At 60.0% G+C, this 14,835-nt stretch carries 12 protein-coding genes, 6 tRNA genes and 1 riboswitch; of the genes, 2 read left to right on the forward strand and 16 right to left on the reverse strand.

The window, feature by feature from the left end; translation table 11 throughout:
• Positions 1-272 precede the first annotated feature (272 nt).
• Positions 273-791, forward strand: a complete 519-nt coding sequence (locus QLG12_RS00180) for a cell envelope protein SmpA (protein ID WP_197871271.1) — start codon at positions 273-275, stop codon at positions 789-791.
• A 19-nt stretch (positions 792-810) separates the two neighbouring features.
• On the opposite strand, the gene QLG12_RS00185 is transcribed toward QLG12_RS00180, so the two are convergent.
• The 10 genes from QLG12_RS00185 to ltaE all read right to left on the reverse strand — a co-directional run bounded on the left by QLG12_RS00185 (position 811) and on the right by ltaE (position 7,226).
• Positions 811-887 (reverse strand) — tRNA-Arg (locus QLG12_RS00185).
• A 72-nt stretch (positions 888-959) separates the two neighbouring features.
• Positions 960-1,036, reverse strand: a tRNA-Arg gene (locus tag QLG12_RS00190).
• A gap of 72 nt (positions 1,037-1,108) precedes the next feature.
• A tRNA-Arg gene (locus QLG12_RS00195) sits at positions 1,109-1,185 on the reverse strand.
• A 72-nt stretch (positions 1,186-1,257) separates the two neighbouring features.
• A tRNA-Arg gene (locus tag QLG12_RS00200) sits at positions 1,258-1,334 on the reverse strand.
• Positions 1,335-1,406: 72 nt separating this feature from the next.
• Positions 1,407-1,483 (reverse strand) — tRNA-Arg (locus tag QLG12_RS00205).
• Between the two features lie 107 nt (positions 1,484-1,590).
• Positions 1,591-1,681, reverse strand: a tRNA-Ser gene (locus QLG12_RS00210).
• 62 nt (positions 1,682-1,743) lie between these two features.
• Positions 1,744-1,932, reverse strand: coding sequence for a carbon storage regulator CsrA (gene csrA / locus QLG12_RS00215; RefSeq protein WP_002554426.1), 189 nt, complete (start codon positions 1,930-1,932; stop codon positions 1,744-1,746).
• A 186-nt stretch (positions 1,933-2,118) separates the two neighbouring features.
• Positions 2,119-3,360, reverse strand: coding sequence for an aspartate kinase (locus tag QLG12_RS00220; RefSeq protein WP_007951048.1), 1,242 nt, complete (start codon positions 3,358-3,360; stop codon positions 2,119-2,121).
• A 90-nt stretch (positions 3,361-3,450) separates the two neighbouring features.
• On the reverse strand, positions 3,451-6,075 hold the full coding sequence (gene alaS, locus QLG12_RS00225; RefSeq protein WP_039772080.1) for an alanine--tRNA ligase: 2,625 nt from the start codon (positions 6,073-6,075) through the stop codon (positions 3,451-3,453).
• Positions 6,076-6,221: 146 nt separating this feature from the next.
• Positions 6,222-7,226, reverse strand: a complete 1,005-nt coding sequence (gene ltaE / locus QLG12_RS00230) for a low-specificity L-threonine aldolase (RefSeq protein ID WP_197871267.1) — start codon at positions 7,224-7,226, stop codon at positions 6,222-6,224.
• Between the two features lie 197 nt (positions 7,227-7,423).
• Positions 7,424-7,595, forward strand: a riboswitch (FMN riboswitch).
• A gap of 102 nt (positions 7,596-7,697) precedes the next feature.
• Between ltaE and QLG12_RS00235 the strand changes: the two genes are divergently transcribed.
• The gene (locus QLG12_RS00235; protein WP_011335530.1) at positions 7,698-8,207 is read left to right on the forward strand and encodes a 6,7-dimethyl-8-ribityllumazine synthase; all 510 of its coding nucleotides are present in this window, start codon (positions 7,698-7,700) and stop codon (positions 8,205-8,207) included.
• A 99-nt stretch (positions 8,208-8,306) separates the two neighbouring features.
• On the opposite strand, the gene astE is transcribed toward QLG12_RS00235, so the two are convergent.
• The 6 genes from astE to aruF all read right to left on the reverse strand — a co-directional run bounded on the left by astE (position 8,307) and on the right by aruF (position 14,726).
• Positions 8,307-9,317 carry a succinylglutamate desuccinylase gene (gene astE, locus QLG12_RS00240; RefSeq protein ID WP_282473685.1) on the reverse strand — a complete coding sequence of 337 codons (1,011 nt, stop codon included), beginning with the start codon at positions 9,315-9,317 and terminating at the stop codon, positions 8,307-8,309.
• Between the two features lie 12 nt (positions 9,318-9,329).
• Positions 9,330-9,620 (reverse strand): hypothetical protein, encoded by a 291-nt coding sequence (locus QLG12_RS00245; RefSeq protein WP_011335531.1) that lies wholly within the window; start codon positions 9,618-9,620, stop codon positions 9,330-9,332.
• A 59-nt stretch (positions 9,621-9,679) separates the two neighbouring features.
• The gene (gene astB / locus QLG12_RS00250) at positions 9,680-11,026 is read right to left on the reverse strand and encodes an N-succinylarginine dihydrolase (RefSeq protein WP_064598800.1); all 1,347 of its coding nucleotides are present in this window, start codon (positions 11,024-11,026) and stop codon (positions 9,680-9,682) included.
• A 137-nt stretch (positions 11,027-11,163) separates the two neighbouring features.
• On the reverse strand, positions 11,164-12,633 hold the full coding sequence (astD, locus tag QLG12_RS00255; protein WP_282473816.1) for a succinylglutamate-semialdehyde dehydrogenase: 1,470 nt from the start codon (positions 12,631-12,633) through the stop codon (positions 11,164-11,166).
• The gene (gene astA / locus QLG12_RS00260; RefSeq protein ID WP_011335534.1) at positions 12,630-13,655 is read right to left on the reverse strand and encodes an arginine N-succinyltransferase; all 1,026 of its coding nucleotides are present in this window, start codon (positions 13,653-13,655) and stop codon (positions 12,630-12,632) included. The genes astD and astA overlap by 4 nt, the downstream gene beginning before the upstream one ends.
• A 51-nt stretch (positions 13,656-13,706) precedes the next feature.
• On the reverse strand, positions 13,707-14,726 hold the full coding sequence (gene aruF, locus QLG12_RS00265; RefSeq protein WP_064598807.1) for an arginine/ornithine succinyltransferase subunit alpha: 1,020 nt from the start codon (positions 14,724-14,726) through the stop codon (positions 13,707-13,709).
• Between the last annotated feature and the right edge of the window lie 109 nt (positions 14,727-14,835).

A 14,835-nucleotide genomic window follows, 5' to 3' on the forward strand; every position in this document is an offset into this window, starting at 1 on the left:
TCAATTCATGATTGGTGAAACGGGTTACTGAATAACTACTGGGTAAGTCCATGGAGGTTTTCCATAAGCCCCGGCGGGGCTGACGGGCGCAATGATACACCGCCTGACGGTTTTAAACGTTAAAAAATCGTGGCTGAAACAAGCGCTTGCGAGACAAAGCTGAGCGCTGTCCTGATCCTTCAAAGTGCGACGACTCATCCTGAAAAGAAAACACACCGCCAGTGAAAAAACTGCCGGCTACGCTTGAACAGGATCGTCATGGAGGACGCCGAATGCCATCGAAAACATCCCGATTCATGCTGACCACTCTGCTCTTCCTGCCCACCATCGGGAGCACAACCACACTTCATCGCTGCGAAGCTTCTGATGGCAGCGTCACGTTCACCACATTGAGCTGTGCGAACGATGAACACCTTTCATTGCAGGAAGTGCACCCCTATTCGCCCGGCTCGACCGTGACACTGATACCCGAAGCCCGGCACGAAGAAACATCGGGTATGAATATCAGAAAAAGAGAAATGGCCGTCGTCGGTCGCACTCACGATAAATGTGGAGATCTGATCGACGCGCGACAGAAGCGCGAGGCAATCATCAATCAACGAATCATCGCCGGCATGAGCCAACAGGATGTGGAAAGCGCCCTCGGCAAACCCGACAAGGTAAGCATCCGCAATTCGGCAACGAGTTATCGTTACGACCTCAAGCGAGGCCGCAGTGCTCAAATCGATTTTGATGAGAAAGGATGCGTGACAGGAAAAGCCAAATCCCGGACAGCAAAAAGCCCGCGTTAAACGCGGGCTTTTCGGTATATGGTGCACTCGACAGGATTCGAACCTGTGACCGCTCGGTTCGTAGCCGAGTACTCTATCCAGCTGAGCTACGAGTGCAATTTGTGTTTTTAGACCAGACCACAACTGGCTGTAACCAAGTCATTTGCATTGCTGCAACTGACTCTTAAATGGTGCACTCGACAGGATTCGAACCTGTGACCGCTCGGTTCGTAGCCGAGTACTCTATCCAGCTGAGCTACGAGTGCAATTTGTGTTTTTAGACCAGACCACAACTGGCTGTAACCAAGTCATTTGCATTGCTGCAACTGACTCTTAAATGGTGCACTCGACAGGATTCGAACCTGTGACCGCTCGGTTCGTAGCCGAGTACTCTATCCAGCTGAGCTACGAGTGCAATTTGTGTTTTTAGACCAGATCACAACTGGTTGAAGCCGAGCCATTTACATCGCTGCAATTGACTCTTAAATGGTGCACTCGACAGGATTCGAACCTGTGACCGCTCGGTTCGTAGCCGAGTACTCTATCCAGCTGAGCTACGAGTGCAATTTGTGTTTTTAGACCAGATCACAACTGGTTGAAGCCGAGCCATTTACATCGCTGCAATTGACTCTTAAATGGTGCACTCGACAGGATTCGAACCTGTGACCGCTCGGTTCGTAGCCGAGTACTCTATCCAGCTGAGCTACGAGTGCATTTGTTGCGCCGCATTATAGCCCGTCTAATCTCTATTCCAACCACTTTTTCTAATAAATTCAACAACTTACAGAAAAAGCCAGATTACAACGTACTAAGCAAATAATGGCGGAGAACGGGGGATTCGAACCCCCGACACCCTTTTGAGGTGTACTCCCTTAGCAGGGGAGCGCCTTCGGCCACTCGGCCAGCTCTCCGCAACACGGGGCGTATATTAACCACCTTCTTCCCCGTTTGCAAACATAAAAATCGATAAAAATTAATGGCTTGGTTCTTCGTCCTTCTCTTTCTTTATACGCAGATAGATTTCTTCACGGTGCACGGCCACCTCTTTCGGGGCGTTGACGCCGATACGCACTTGATTTCCTTTAACGCCGAGCACGGTCACGGTGATTTCGCCATCACCGATAATCAGGCTTTCTGCGCACCGACGAGTCAGAATCAGCATACCTTTCTCCTCACGCGAATCATTTCAGGGACAACAGTCTGCAAAAAAAAGGCACCCGACCTACAACCGGAGCGATCGTAGCCCTACATGCCTGAGTATTGACCAGCGCGAGCAAAAGAACAGTTCGGGGCTCGCGCCATTCAAAAAATAAAGGGCGCGGTCAGACCGCGCCCTTCAGACAACGCATCACTCGCCCTGACGGGCCGGAGCGTCGAGTTCGAAAGCCGTGTGCAGGGCGCGCACAGCCAGTTCCAGATACTTCTCTTCGATCACCACGGAAACCTTGATTTCCGAGGTCGAGATCATCTGGATGTTGATGCTTTCTTTCGCAAGGGATTCGAACATGCGGCTGGCCACGCCTGCGTGGGAACGCATGCCGACGCCGACGATCGAGACCTTGGCAATCTTGGTGTCGCCGACCACTTCACGGGCACCGATCTCGCGAGCGGTGTTTTCCAGCACGGTTTGCGCGGACTGGTAGTCGTTGCGGTGCACGGTGAAGGTGAAGTCGGTGGTGTTATCGTGCGCGACGTTCTGCACGATCATGTCGACTTCGATGTTCGCGGCACTGATCGGGCCGAGAATCTTGAATGCCACGCCCGGGGTGTCTGGCACGCCACGGATGGTCAGCTTGGCTTCATCGCGGTTGAAAGCGATGCCGGAAATGATCGGCTGTTCCATGGTTTCCTCTTCATCAATAGTAATGAGGGTGCCCGGACCCTCCTTGAAGCTGTGCAGTACGCGCAGCGGAACGTTGTACTTGCCGGCGAACTCCACCGCGCGGATCTGCAGCACCTTGGAACCGAGGCTGGCCATTTCCAGCATCTCTTCGAAGGTGATCTTGTCCAGGCGCTGAGCAACCGATACCACGCGCGGGTCAGTGGTGTAGACACCATCGACGTCGGTGTAGATCTGGCATTCGTCAGCCTTCAGCGCAGCGGCCAGCGCCACGCCGGTGGTGTCGGAACCGCCACGACCCAGGGTCGTGATGTTGCCGTGCTCGTCGACGCCCTGGAAACCGGCGACCACCACCACGCGACCGGCTTTCAGGTCACCACGAATCTTCTGGTCATCAATCTGCAAGATACGCGCTTTATTGTGTGCGCTGTCCGTCAGGATCCGCACCTGGTTGCCGGTGTACGATACCGCCGGCACACCGCGCTTGATCAGCGCCATGGCCAACAGGGCGATCGTCACCTGCTCACCGGTGGAAACGATCACGTCCAGTTCGCGCGGAACCGGTTGATCTTCGCCACTGATTTGTTTGGCCAGATCGATCAGACGGTTGGTTTCGCCGCTCATTGCAGACAGCACAACCACCAGGTCATCGCCGGCATCGCGGAATTTCTTAACCTTGTCGGCGACCTGCTCGATTCTCTCGACAGTGCCGACCGAGGTGCCTCCAAATTTCTGTACGATCAAAGCCATTTCAAAGCCGCCTCTGCCCATGAAGGGCGCCCAATAATCACTCGAACAGCCGCCGGGCCCGCCACTAGACTGCGGGCCCGACGGGCCGTCTTATAAACCCTGCTCGACGAATGGAACGGTCAGCGCCAGTGCGCCATCCAGTGCGCCGGCGTCGACACCGCCGCCCTGCGCCATGTCCGGACGACCACCGCCCTTCCCGCCCACTGCCGCAGCAGCCTGTTTCATCAAATCACCGGCTTTGAGTTGGCCAGTCAGGTCCTTGGTTACGCCTGCAACCAGCACGACCTTTTCCTCATGGACACTGCCGAGCAGGATCACTGCGCGGCCGAGTTTGTTTTTCAGCTGATCGACCAGCGCCAGCAGCGCCTTGCCGTCCTGACCATCCAGACGCACGGCCAGCACTTTCACGCCCTTGACGTCCACGGCCGAGGCCGACAGATCGTCGCCGGCGGCAGCAGCGGCCTTGGCCTGCAACTGCTCGAGCTGCTTTTCAAGCGCACGGTTGCGCTCCAGCACCGCCGACAGTTTGTCGATCAGGTTGTCGCGACTGCCCTTGACCAGGCTCGCCGCTTCCTTGAGTTGTTCTTCAGCAGCGTTCAAGTAAGCCAGAGCCGCAGCGCCGGTAACTGCTTCGATACGACGCACGCCCGATGCCACACCGCCTTCGCTGATGATTTTCAGCAGACCGATGTCACCGGTACGGTTGGCATGGATACCGCCGCACAACTCGACGGAGAAATCACCGCCCATGCTCAGCACGCGCACGTTGTCGCCGTACTTCTCGCCGAACAGCGCCATCGCGCCTTTCTGCTTGGCGGTTTCGATGTCGGTTTCTTCGGTTTCAACGGCGGAGTTCTTGCGGATCTCGGCGTTGACGATGTCTTCCAGCGCCTTGATCTGCTCCGGCTTGATCGCTTCGAAGTGGCTGAAGTCAAAGCGCAGGCGCTGACTGTCGACCAACGAACCTTTCTGTTGAACGTGGTCGCCCAGCACTTTGCGCAATGCCGCGTGCAGCAAGTGAGTGGCCGAGTGGTTCAGCGAAGTAGCGTGACGCACGTCGGCTTCGACGTGGGTTTCCACGGGTGCGCCAACGATCAGGCTGCCCGACGCCAGTACGCCGTGGTGCAGGAACGCGCCGCCAGTCTTGGTGGTGTCGCGCACGTCGAAACGGCTGTTGCCGGCCTGCAGATAACCACAATCGCCAACCTGGCCACCGGATTCGGCGTAGAACGGCGTCTGGTTCAGCACCACAACGCCTTCCTGCCCTTCACTCAAGACGTCCACGGATTGGCCATCTTTATAGAGAGCGACGACTTTCGCCGAACCACTGGTGGCGTGATAACCGGTGAACTCGGTGTCGACGTCAACCTTGACCAGGCTGTTGTAGTCCAGACCGAACGAGCTGGCGGAACGTGCACGGACGCGCTGGGCTTCCATTTCGCGCTCGAAACCGGCTTCGTCAATGGTCAGGCTGCGCTCGCGGGCGATGTCCGCGGTCAGGTCCATCGGGAAACCGTAGGTGTCGTAGAGTTTGAACACCACGTCGCCTGGAACCACGTCGCCTTTGAGCTCGGCCAGATCCTGCTCGAGGATTTTCAGGCCCTGTTCCAGGGTCTTGGCGAACTGCTCTTCTTCGGCTTTCAGTACGCGCTCGATGTGCGCCTGCTGGGATTTCAGTTCCGGGAAGGCTTCGCCCATCTCGGCCACGAGAGCGGCAACGATCTGGTAGAAGAAGCTGCCCTTGGCGCCCAGCTTGTTGCCGTGACGGCAGGCGCGACGGATGATCCGGCGCAGTACGTAACCGCGACCTTCGTTGGACGGCAGCACGCCGTCGGCAATCAGGAAGCCGCAGGAACGGATGTGGTCAGCCACGACTTTCAGGGACGCCTGATTGTCGTTGCTGCAACCGATCGCCTTGGCCGATGCGGCCAGCAGGCTCTGGAACAGGTCGATTTCATAGTTCGAGTGAACGTGCTGCAGCACGGCACTGATCCGCTCAAGACCCATGCCGGTGTCGACCGACGGCGCTGGCAGCGGGTGCAACACGCCATCGGCGGTGCGGTTGAACTGCATGAACACGTTGTTCCAGATCTCGATGTAACGGTCGCCGTCTTCTTCTGGCGAGCCCGGTGGGCCGCCCCAGATGTCGGCGCCGTGATCGTAGAAAATCTCGGTGCAAGGACCGCACGGGCCGGTATCGCCCATGGTCCAGAAGTTGTCGGAGGCGTAAGGCGCGCCCTTGTTGTCACCGATGCGCACCATGCGCTCGGCCGGCACACCGACTTCCTTGGTCCAGATGTCGTAAGCCTCGTCATCGCTGGCGTAGACGGTAACCCACAGCTTTTCCTTCGGCAGGTTCAGCCACTTCTCGGAGGTCAGGAAGTTCCAGGCGTAGGTGATGGCGTCACGCTTGAAGTAATCGCCGAAGCTGAAGTTGCCCAGCATTTCGAAGAAGGTGTGGTGACGGGCGGTGTAACCGACGTTTTCCAGGTCGTTGTGCTTGCCGCCGGCGCGCACGCATTTCTGGCTGGAGACGGCGCGGGTGTAGGCGCGCTTTTCCTGGCCCAGGAAGCAGTCCTTGAACTGGTTCATCCCCGCGTTGGTGAACAGCAGGGTTGGGTCGTTGCCCGGAATCAAAGAGCTGGAGGCTACACGGGTGTGGCCTTGCTCTTCGAAGAAGCGAAGGAAGGCTTCACGGATTTCTGCGCTTTTCATTAGGTTCTTCCACGGAGGCTGCGGCCAAAGGCCTGTACGAAACGTCAACAGACGAAACGACGGCAAAGGGCCGCATTATATCGGCCCTGCGCGCGGGGTACAGCGTGTTTATACGATAGAAACGGTCAATTGGGCTGCTAACGCTGTCACTTGCGCGAAAACTCGACGAATGTCGCGATCACTTGCTCGATTTGCGAGCGATTGACGTCCATGTGCGTGACCATCCGCAGACGGGCGGCAGCGCTCAACTTGACCCCGCGTTCGGCGGCAAATGCCTTGATCGCCTCGGCACGGTCGCCCATCTGCACATAAACCATATTGGTCTGCACCGGCTCGACGCTGAAACCAGCCTCGCGAAGGCCTTCGGCCAGCAACTGCGCGTTGGCATGGTCATCCGCCAGACGCTCGACGTTGTGATCCAGCGCATACAGCCCCGCCGCCGCCAGCAGTCCGGCCTGACGCATGCCGCCACCGACCATTTTGCGCAGGCGCCGGGCCTTTGCAATCAACGCCGACGAACCGCACAGCACCGAACCGACCGGCGCGCCGAGGCCTTTGGACAGGCACACCGAGACCGAATCGAAATATTGGGTGATTTCCCGGGCATCGACCCCGAGCTTGACCGCCGCGTTGTACAGCCGCGCGCCGTCCAGATGCAGTTGCAGGCCGTTGTCCCGAGTGAACTGGCGGGCCCGGGCCAGATAGTCCAGCGGCAGCACTTTGCCCTGCATGGTGTTTTCCAGCGCCAGTAGGCGCGTACGGGCGAAGTGGAAATCGTCGGGCTTGATCGCCGCGGCCACCTGATCCAGGTCCAGCGAGCCGTCAGCTTGCACTTCCAGCGGCTGTGGCTGAATCGAGCCGAGCACCGCTGCGCCGCCGCCTTCGTATTTATAGGTGTGTGCCTGCTGACCGACGATGTACTCGTCACCGCGCTCGCAGTGCGCCATCAATCCCAGCAGGTTGCTCATGGTGCCGGTAGGGACGAACAGCGCGGCGGCAAAACCGAGCCGTTTTGCCAGTTCGACTTCCAGACGATTGACCGTCGGATCTTCGCCATACACGTCGTCACCGGTGTCGGCGCGGGTCATCGCGTCGAGCATGGCGGGAGTCGGTTGAGTGACGGTGTCGCTGCGAAGATCGATAACGCTCATGAACCTGGCCTCAAGTCAGCAGGGGAAATCCCTTTTCGAAGAGGAATTACTGCGGGCATGGCGCGGATTAATCAACCCTTGCGCAAGGAAAAGTCGTTTTCACGCTTCGAATAATCCGATGGCAATCATCACAAAGGCGCAATGCACGGTCCTGCAATCTGTGTTAAAAACGCTGCGCCGCCCGATAAAGGGCGGCGAAACGTTCTCAGGGCGGGGTGCAATTCCCCACCGGCGGTAATTGCGCGCAATGCGCATAGCCCGCGAGCGCTTGGTGACGGGCACGGCATAAGCCGTGAGCGGCAGCAAGGTCAGCAGACCCGGTGTGATTCCGGGGCCGACGGTCATAGTCCGGATGAAGAGAGAACGGGATTGACGCCAAAGGGCCGTCCGCCGCTTATGCGCGAGCGTGCGTACCCTTGAATCCCTTTCGATTCATAACGCCCTGTTTTTCACACAAACAGGAGTCAGAACATGCAACCCACCGCTATCGACAGCAAAAGCAAACACACTCACGGCGAGCGCGTCGCGTTCATCCAGGCCTGCTGGCACAAGGAAATTGTCGATCAGAGCCGTAAAGGCTTCCTCGCTGAAATGATCGCTCAGGGTTATCAGGAATCTGACATCGATTTCTTCGAAGTTGGCGGCGCCTTTGAAATGCCCCTGCACGCCAAGCTGTTGGCCAAGACCGGTCGTTATGCCGGTATCGTCGCGGCCGCTCTGGTGGTGGACGGCGGAATCTACCGTCACGAGTTCGTCGCCCAGTCGGTGGTCAGCGGCCTGATGCAGGTTCAGCTGGAAACCGAAGTGCCGGTGTTCTCGGTGTCGCTGACCCCGCACCACTTCCATGCCGGCGAAGAGCACCAGAAGTTCTTCTTCGAGCATTTCGTGCACAAGGGTCAGGAAGCGGCGAAGACCTGCGCCGATACGTTGCAGAAAGTGCGTGCATTGCGCCGCACCGAGCCGCGTGCTGTAGCGGTCTGATTCAAACCCTAGTCGAGTGAGGTCTTGAACTTCACTCAACCCCCTGTGGGAGCGGGCTTGCCCGCTCCCACAGGGTTAGGCATCTGCCCAAGGATTGGGTCAGGCAAGATTTTCGTCAGTGGTCGGCACGATCAGAATGCCCGCCCGCAGGCCGTTCTTGACCTTGGGGTTGGGGAAGATGATCCGCGCGCCCTGCTCTTCGATGATCCAGCGGGTATTGGCCAGGTCTTCGGCCAGCACATAACCCACATCCAGTTCGGAAAAGTTTTCGATGTCCGCCGGCAGGTTCAGGCGGAACGCATCGCTGTGCTTGATGATTTCACGGGCCACGCTGAACAGTTGCAGACCGACCAGGCCCTGCTCGGCCATCTCTGGCTCGGTACCTTCGATGATCTGCTTCAGACGGGTTTCCAGCAGCGACACATTGACCCCGGCGTTCTGCCCGAATGGCCGCGCCTTGCCCAGTTCCAGCGTGAAGGACTCGGCCCCCAGTTTGTCGTAGGTGTAGGAGCTGAACACGATCGACGGTTTGTTCTGCAACAGCACCGCCTCCATGCCGGCGGCGCGCAGGCGGGCCAGCTCAAGACGGGAATGCTGGCGACCTTCTTTCCACGGATAAAGGGCGAACTGCTCGATCTTCGAACCGCGAATCGCCGTGTGCAGGTCGTAGTGCAGGCGCTGACGATCAGGAAGACTGAAGAAACTCGCCGCCAGGCGTTCCAGCTCGCAGGCGCGCAGGGCTTCGGAACCGCTGCTTTGTTCGTGACGGCCGTTGAACAGCCGATTGACGTCCTGCTCGACGAAACGCTCGCCCTTGCGAATCGCTTCCGGGTTGCCGAACAGGAACAGAATGCGTGCGCGCGGCTTCAGATCGCCGCGGGCGATGTCATGCAGCAACCGGTCGAGCAATTCGATCGGTGCCGTTTCGTTGCCGTGGATGCCTGCCGACAGCAGCAGGTCCAGGCCATTGTCACGCGCTTCGGGTGGCCGGACTTCCAGCGCACCCTCGCTCAACCAGCGCATGCGCACGCCTTCGACAGTCAGTTGAGTCTTCTCCGCCGGTTCACGGCCGGCGAGGGTCAGTTCAAGCAGTTTGCCGAGGGCGAGCATAGAGCGGTTTCCTTAGTGGTCGTGATTGCAATCCGGGCCGTGCACGTGGCCGTCATCGTCGCCGAGGTCAGCCGGTTCCATCTCCAGTTGCAGACTTACCAGATTAGTCGCCAATGGGCGCAACAGCAGGTTGGCGTACTCTTCGTCGCCCTCTTCGACGTCCACGCCGATCAACAGTTGGCCGCGGCCGTCCTGCTGGATCCACAGCTCTTTGCCTTGCCACATGACCGCGACGCGGGTGCAGGAAGTTTGCAGTTGCGTGCCGTCAGTGTCTTCAAGGATCAGCTGCAGGGAATCGCTCATGTTTTACGCTCTCTTGGGGAGATGGAACCGTGCGCCGCGACAAGGCGGCGCACCGGTCATCAATTGATCTGGAATGGATAAACCGCGCCCAGTTTAAGGATTTGCGTCAGTTCATCCAGTGCCGTCCGGCATTCAAGCAGCAATTGCGGATCCGCCAGATCGCTTTCGGTCAGGCGGTCGCGGTAGTGCTTTTCAACCCATGCGGTCAACGAACCGTACAACGGGGCGGTCATGATAACCCCTGGGTTGACGGCCGCCAGCTCGGTTTCGTTGAGCGCGACGCGCAGTCGCAGGCACGCCGGGCCACCGCCGTTCTGCATGCTTTGCTTGAGATCGAAGACTTTCACTTCACGAATCAGGCCGCCAGAGCTGGTCAGGCCTTGCAGGTAATTCCACACGCGCTCGTTGCCACGGCACTCCTCCGGCACGATCAGCAGCATCGAACCGTCAGGACGCGACAGCAACTGGCTGTTGAACAGGTAGGAACGCACCGCGTCATCCACGGTGACCGCCGAACGCGGCACGCAGACCGACTGAAACTTGCCGCCGACCTTGGCCAGTTTGGCTTGCAGCTCGGCCAGCATCTGATCGGTGTCGAGGAACGCGTCCTCGTGATAGAACAGCACCTCGCCGTTGCCCACCGCGATCACGTCGTTGTGGAACACGCCCTGATCGATCACCGCCGGGTTCTGCTGCGCATAGACCACGCCATCGTCACGCAGGCCGTGCAAACGAGCGACGGCTTGCGAGGCTTCGAGGGTCTGGCGCGCCGGATACTTTTGCGGTGCCGGGTAGCGGGTGTCGAACGCACTGCGACCGAACACGAAGAACTCGACGCCGGCCTCGCCGTACTCACGGCAGAAACGCGTGTGGTTCGCTGCGCCTTCGTCGCCGAACTGCGCCACCGCCGGCAACGCGGCGTGGTGAGCGAAGTGTTGCTGGTTGGCGAACATCGCGCCCAGCACGCGACTGGTGGTCGGGTGCTCGATGCTGCGGTGGTATTTGCAGTTCAGGTTGGCGGCGGTGAAATGCACGCGACCGTCAGCAGTGTCGGCACTCGGGCTGACCGTGGCGGCGTTGGCCACCCACATGCTCGATGCCGAGCAACTGGCGACCAGCAACGGCATCGCTTCCTTTGCGGCGCGCTCGATCACCTGAGCATCGGTGCCGCTGAAGCCCAGACGGCGCAGAGCAGCCACGTCCGGACGCTCCTGCGGTGCGAGAACGCCCTGCTGAAAGCCCATTTCCATCAGCGCTTTCATTTTCGCCAGGCCTTGCAGCGCCGCTTCCTTCGGGTTCGAGGATTGCTGGCTGTTGCTCTGGGACGCAACGTTGCCGTAGGACAGACCACCGTAGTTATGGGTCGGCCCCACTAGACCGTCAAAATTGACTTCATAGGATTTCATCAGCGAGGCTCCACGAGAATCTGTTGTTATAGGCTTCAGTAACTATTCTTTGAGACCGCGGCGCGGCCATCGCTGGCAAGCCAGCTCCCACAGGGAGCTCATCGCCCTTGTGGGAGCTGGCTTGCCAGCGATGGGCATCACGCCATCTTCACGCCAGGCGTCAGGGCCGCCGGCAACACCAGGCTCGGGGTTTCCAGCGAGGCCACCGGGTACGCGCAGTAATCCGCCGCGTAGTAGGCACTGGCGCGGTGGTTGCCCGAGGCGCCGACACCGCCGAACGGTGCGCTGCTCGCAGCACCGGTCAGCTGCTTGTTCCAGTTGACGATCCCGGCACGGCTTTCCAGCCAGAACTGCTGGTAGCGCTCTTCGGAATCCGACAGCAGACCTGCGGCCAGGCCAAACGCAGTGTCGTTGGCTTCGGCAATCGCCGCCGCGAAATCGGCGTAGCGGATCACCTGCAGCAACGGGCCGAACAGTTCTTCGTCGGAGCGATCGGCAACCGCCGTCACATCAACGATGCCCGGGGTCAGCAGTGCCGATTGCGCCTGTGGCTGAGTCATCGCCAGCAACGACACCGCGCCGTTGGCCAGCAGATGCGCCTGGGCATCCATCAACGCTTTCGCCGCGCCAAGGGAAACCACCGACCCCATAAACGGTGCCGGCTGCTGATCAAACGCGCCGACCTCGATGGTCGAGCTGACTTCCACCAGACGCTTGAGCAGGCTGTCGCCCCACGCGCCTTCCGGCACCAGCAGACGACGGGCACAGGTACAGCGCTGACCGGCGGAAATGAACGCCGATTGAATGATCGTGTACACCGCCGCATCGAGGTCAGCGACCTGATCGACCACCAGCGGGTTGTTGCCGCCCATTTCCAGCGCGAGGATCTTGTCCGGACGACCGGCGAACTGCTGGTGCAGGTGATTGCCGGTACGGCTCGAGCCGGTAAAGAACAGACCGTCGATGCCCGGGTTCGCCGCCAGAGCGATACCGGTTTCGTGGGCGCCTTGCAGCAGGTTCAGGACACCGGCCGGCAGACCGGCTTCAATCCAGCACTTGACCGTCAACTCCGCGACTTTCGGGGTCAGCTCGCTTGGCTTGAACAGCACGCTGTTACCGGCCAGCAGCGCCGGCACGATGTGGCCGTTCGGCAAATGGCCGGGGAAGTTGTAAGGGCCGAACACCGCGACCACGCCGTGGGGCTTGTGGCGCAATACGGCGGTGGCGTCGCCCAACGGGCCGCTCTTCTCGCCGGTACGTTCGCGGTAGCTCTGTACCGAAATCGCGATCTTGTTGACCATGCTGGTGACTTCGGTCGCGGCTTCCCACAACGGTTTGCCGGTTTCCTCACCGATGGTGCGGGCCAGCTCATCAGCGTGGTTTTTCAGCGCAGCGGCGAATGCTTCGAGCACGCTGATGCGATCTTCCAGGGTACGCCGGGCCCAGCCCGGGAACGCCTGACGCGCAGCCTGCACGGCCGACTCGACCTGAGCGGCAGTGGCGCCCTCCCCCGACCACAGCACTTGCTGGGTCACCGGGTTCAGCGATTGAAAGGCCTCGCCCTGACCGGCCAGCCACTCACCTGCGATGTATAGCGAATTCATTATTTCGACTCCCGGGCAGCAGACAACGCCACGGCGCGCACCTGATCGCCAGCGTTGAGTTGAAGACGTTTGGCGGTCAGCGGATCGACCACCAGGGTGCCGGCGGCCAGACGGGCCGGCGCAGCCGTGATGCGGCAGTCTTCGCGTTTGCGGTTATGGATGATGAACGGCGTGGCGTCGTCGCCCGGCGTGCCGATGGCCAGCACCAGCGCTTCGCTGTCGCGTACCGCGCGGATCTTGCTGGTCTCGCACTCGATGGCGGGACCTGCGTCGAAGATATCGACGTAACCCTGATAGCTGAAACCTTCGCTCTTGAGCATCGCCAGCGCCGGCTCGGTGTCCGGATGCACCTGGCCGATGACGTTGCGCGCGTCCGGCGACAGGAAGCAGGTGTACAGCGGGAATTTCGGCATCAGTTCGGCAATGAATGCCTTGTTGCCGACACCGGTCAGATAATCGGCCTGGCTGAATTCCATCTTGAAGAAGTGACGGCCCAGGCTTTCCCAGAACGGCGAACGACCGGCGTCATCCGACACGCCGCGCATCTCGGCGATGATCTTGTTGCCGAACAGTTCCGGGAATTCGGCGATGAACAGCATGCGCGCCTTGGACAACATGCGGCCGTTGAGGCCGGTGCGGTAGTCAGCGTGCAGGAACAGCGAGCACAGCTCGGAGTTGCCGGTCAGGTCGTTGGCCAGGAACAGCGTCGGGATCTCGCGATAGATGTTCAATTCCTGCGAGGCGCTGACGGTCAGGCCGACACGGAAGTTGTACCAAGGCTCGCGCAGACCGACGGCGCCGGCGATGGCGGAAATCCCCACCACGCGACCGTTGTCGTCTTCGAGCACGAACAGATAGTCCGCGTCGCCACGACCGGCTTCACCGCGAAAGGTCTTCTCGGCCCAGCCGACCCGGTGGGTCAGGCGCTCTTCGTTGGCCGGCAAGGTGGTCAGGCCGGTGCCGGTGCTGCGGGCCAGGTCGATCAGAGCGGACAAATCGCTGCTGCGTACGGGACGAACAATCATGCTATCTCCTCAAACGGGCCGCCGTGGCCACCCGTGAAACTCGCTAAGGCGTTAAACCGCCACCAGGCGCACGCTGGCACCTTCACCGACACCCAGGGCTTCGGCCGCTTCCAGATCCAGGGTCACCGGTTTGCCCGGTGCGTAATCCAGTTCCAGCAATACCGCGCGGTAATCCTGCAACTGGGCATTGGCCACCAGATACTGGCGCCCGGCACCTTTGACCGGCTCACCGAGTTTCACCGGCACCACGCGGCTCTGGGCGATCGAACGGATCCCCGAAACGCGCGCATGCAGGGTCGGGCCACCGTCGAAGATGTCGATGTAGTGATCGGTCTCGAAGCCTTCGCGCATCAGGATGTCGAAGGTGATCTGCGCACGCGGGTGTACCTGGCCCATCGCTTCCTGAGCGGAGTCCGGCAGCAGCGGCACGTAGATCGGGTAATGCGGCATCAACTCGGCGAGGAACGTGCGGCTTTTCAGGCCACACAGACGTTCGGCCTCGGCGTAGTTCAAATCGAAGAAGTTGCGACCGATGGCGTCCCAGAATGGCGAGTCGCCGTTTTCATCGCTATAGCCGACGATCTCGGTCACCACCGAATCGGCGAACCGCTCCGGATGGCTGGCGACGAACAACAGACGACCACGGGAGTTGAGTTCGGCCCACGGCGAACCCACCAGCTCGCGCTGCACGTAGAAACTGGTCAGCAAGCTGTTGCCGGTCAGGTCGTGGCATTGCGAGAGCACGTGGATCTTGTTGTGGATCTTCAGCTCGCGGGAAGCATGCACGAAGGTCTCGTTGCGAAAGCTGTAGAACGGCTCGGAATAACCGGCCGAAGCGACGATTGCCGAGCAGCCCACCAGTTTGCCGGTGGCGGTGTCTTCCAGAACGAAGAAGTAACTCTCCTCGCCGTTGAAGCTCACTTCGGCGGCAAACGAGGCTTCGCTCGCGGCGATCTTGTCGCTCAGGCGTTCAACGTCATCCGGCAAGGAAGTGACACCAATCGGGCTGTCCGCAGCCAGACGCTGTACCTCGCCCAGATCAGCCATTTGCGCGGGGCGCATCACCAGCATGGTGTCACTCCTTTCTCTACTTCAGGTCGGCGAAAGCGCCGACTCGGGAAAAAAATGCCGGGCAGGCCCGGCACAGGAAAATGGTCCCGGCACCTGTCGATGACGACAG

Origin of the sequence: Pseudomonas sp. V88_4, assembly GCF_029967985.1 — a bacterium.
Taxonomy (GTDB): Bacteria; Pseudomonadota; Gammaproteobacteria; order Pseudomonadales; family Pseudomonadaceae; genus Aquipseudomonas; species Aquipseudomonas glycinae.

What these genes read in the sequence shown, in the direction of transcription:
- csrA (WP_002554426.1), bottom strand. Translation starts at nt 1,932, where the DNA reads ATGCTGATTCTGACTCGTCGGTGCGCAGAAAGCCTGATTATCGGTGAT.
- ltaE (WP_197871267.1), bottom strand. Translation starts at nt 7,226, where the DNA reads ATGAGCGTTATCGATCTTCGCAGCGACACCGTCACTCAACCGACTCCC.
- QLG12_RS00235 (WP_011335530.1), top strand. Translation starts at nt 7,698, where the DNA reads ATGCAACCCACCGCTATCGACAGCAAAAGCAAACACACTCACGGCGAG.
- alaS (WP_039772080.1), bottom strand. Translation starts at nt 6,075, where the DNA reads ATGAAAAGCGCAGAAATCCGTGAAGCCTTCCTTCGCTTCTTCGAAGAG.
- QLG12_RS00245 (WP_011335531.1), bottom strand. Translation starts at nt 9,620, where the DNA reads ATGAGCGATTCCCTGCAGCTGATCCTTGAAGACACTGACGGCACGCAA.
- QLG12_RS00180 (WP_197871271.1), top strand. Translation starts at nt 273, where the DNA reads ATGCCATCGAAAACATCCCGATTCATGCTGACCACTCTGCTCTTCCTG.
- QLG12_RS00220 (WP_007951048.1), bottom strand. Translation starts at nt 3,360, where the DNA reads ATGGCTTTGATCGTACAGAAATTTGGAGGCACCTCGGTCGGCACTGTC.
- astB (WP_064598800.1), bottom strand. Translation starts at nt 11,026, where the DNA reads ATGAAATCCTATGAAGTCAATTTTGACGGTCTAGTGGGGCCGACCCAT.
- astA (WP_011335534.1), bottom strand. Translation starts at nt 13,655, where the DNA reads ATGATTGTTCGTCCCGTACGCAGCAGCGATTTGTCCGCTCTGATCGAC.
- astE (WP_282473685.1), bottom strand. Translation starts at nt 9,317, where the DNA reads ATGCTCGCCCTCGGCAAACTGCTTGAACTGACCCTCGCCGGCCGTGAA.
- aruF (WP_064598807.1), bottom strand. Translation starts at nt 14,726, where the DNA reads ATGCTGGTGATGCGCCCCGCGCAAATGGCTGATCTGGGCGAGGTACAG.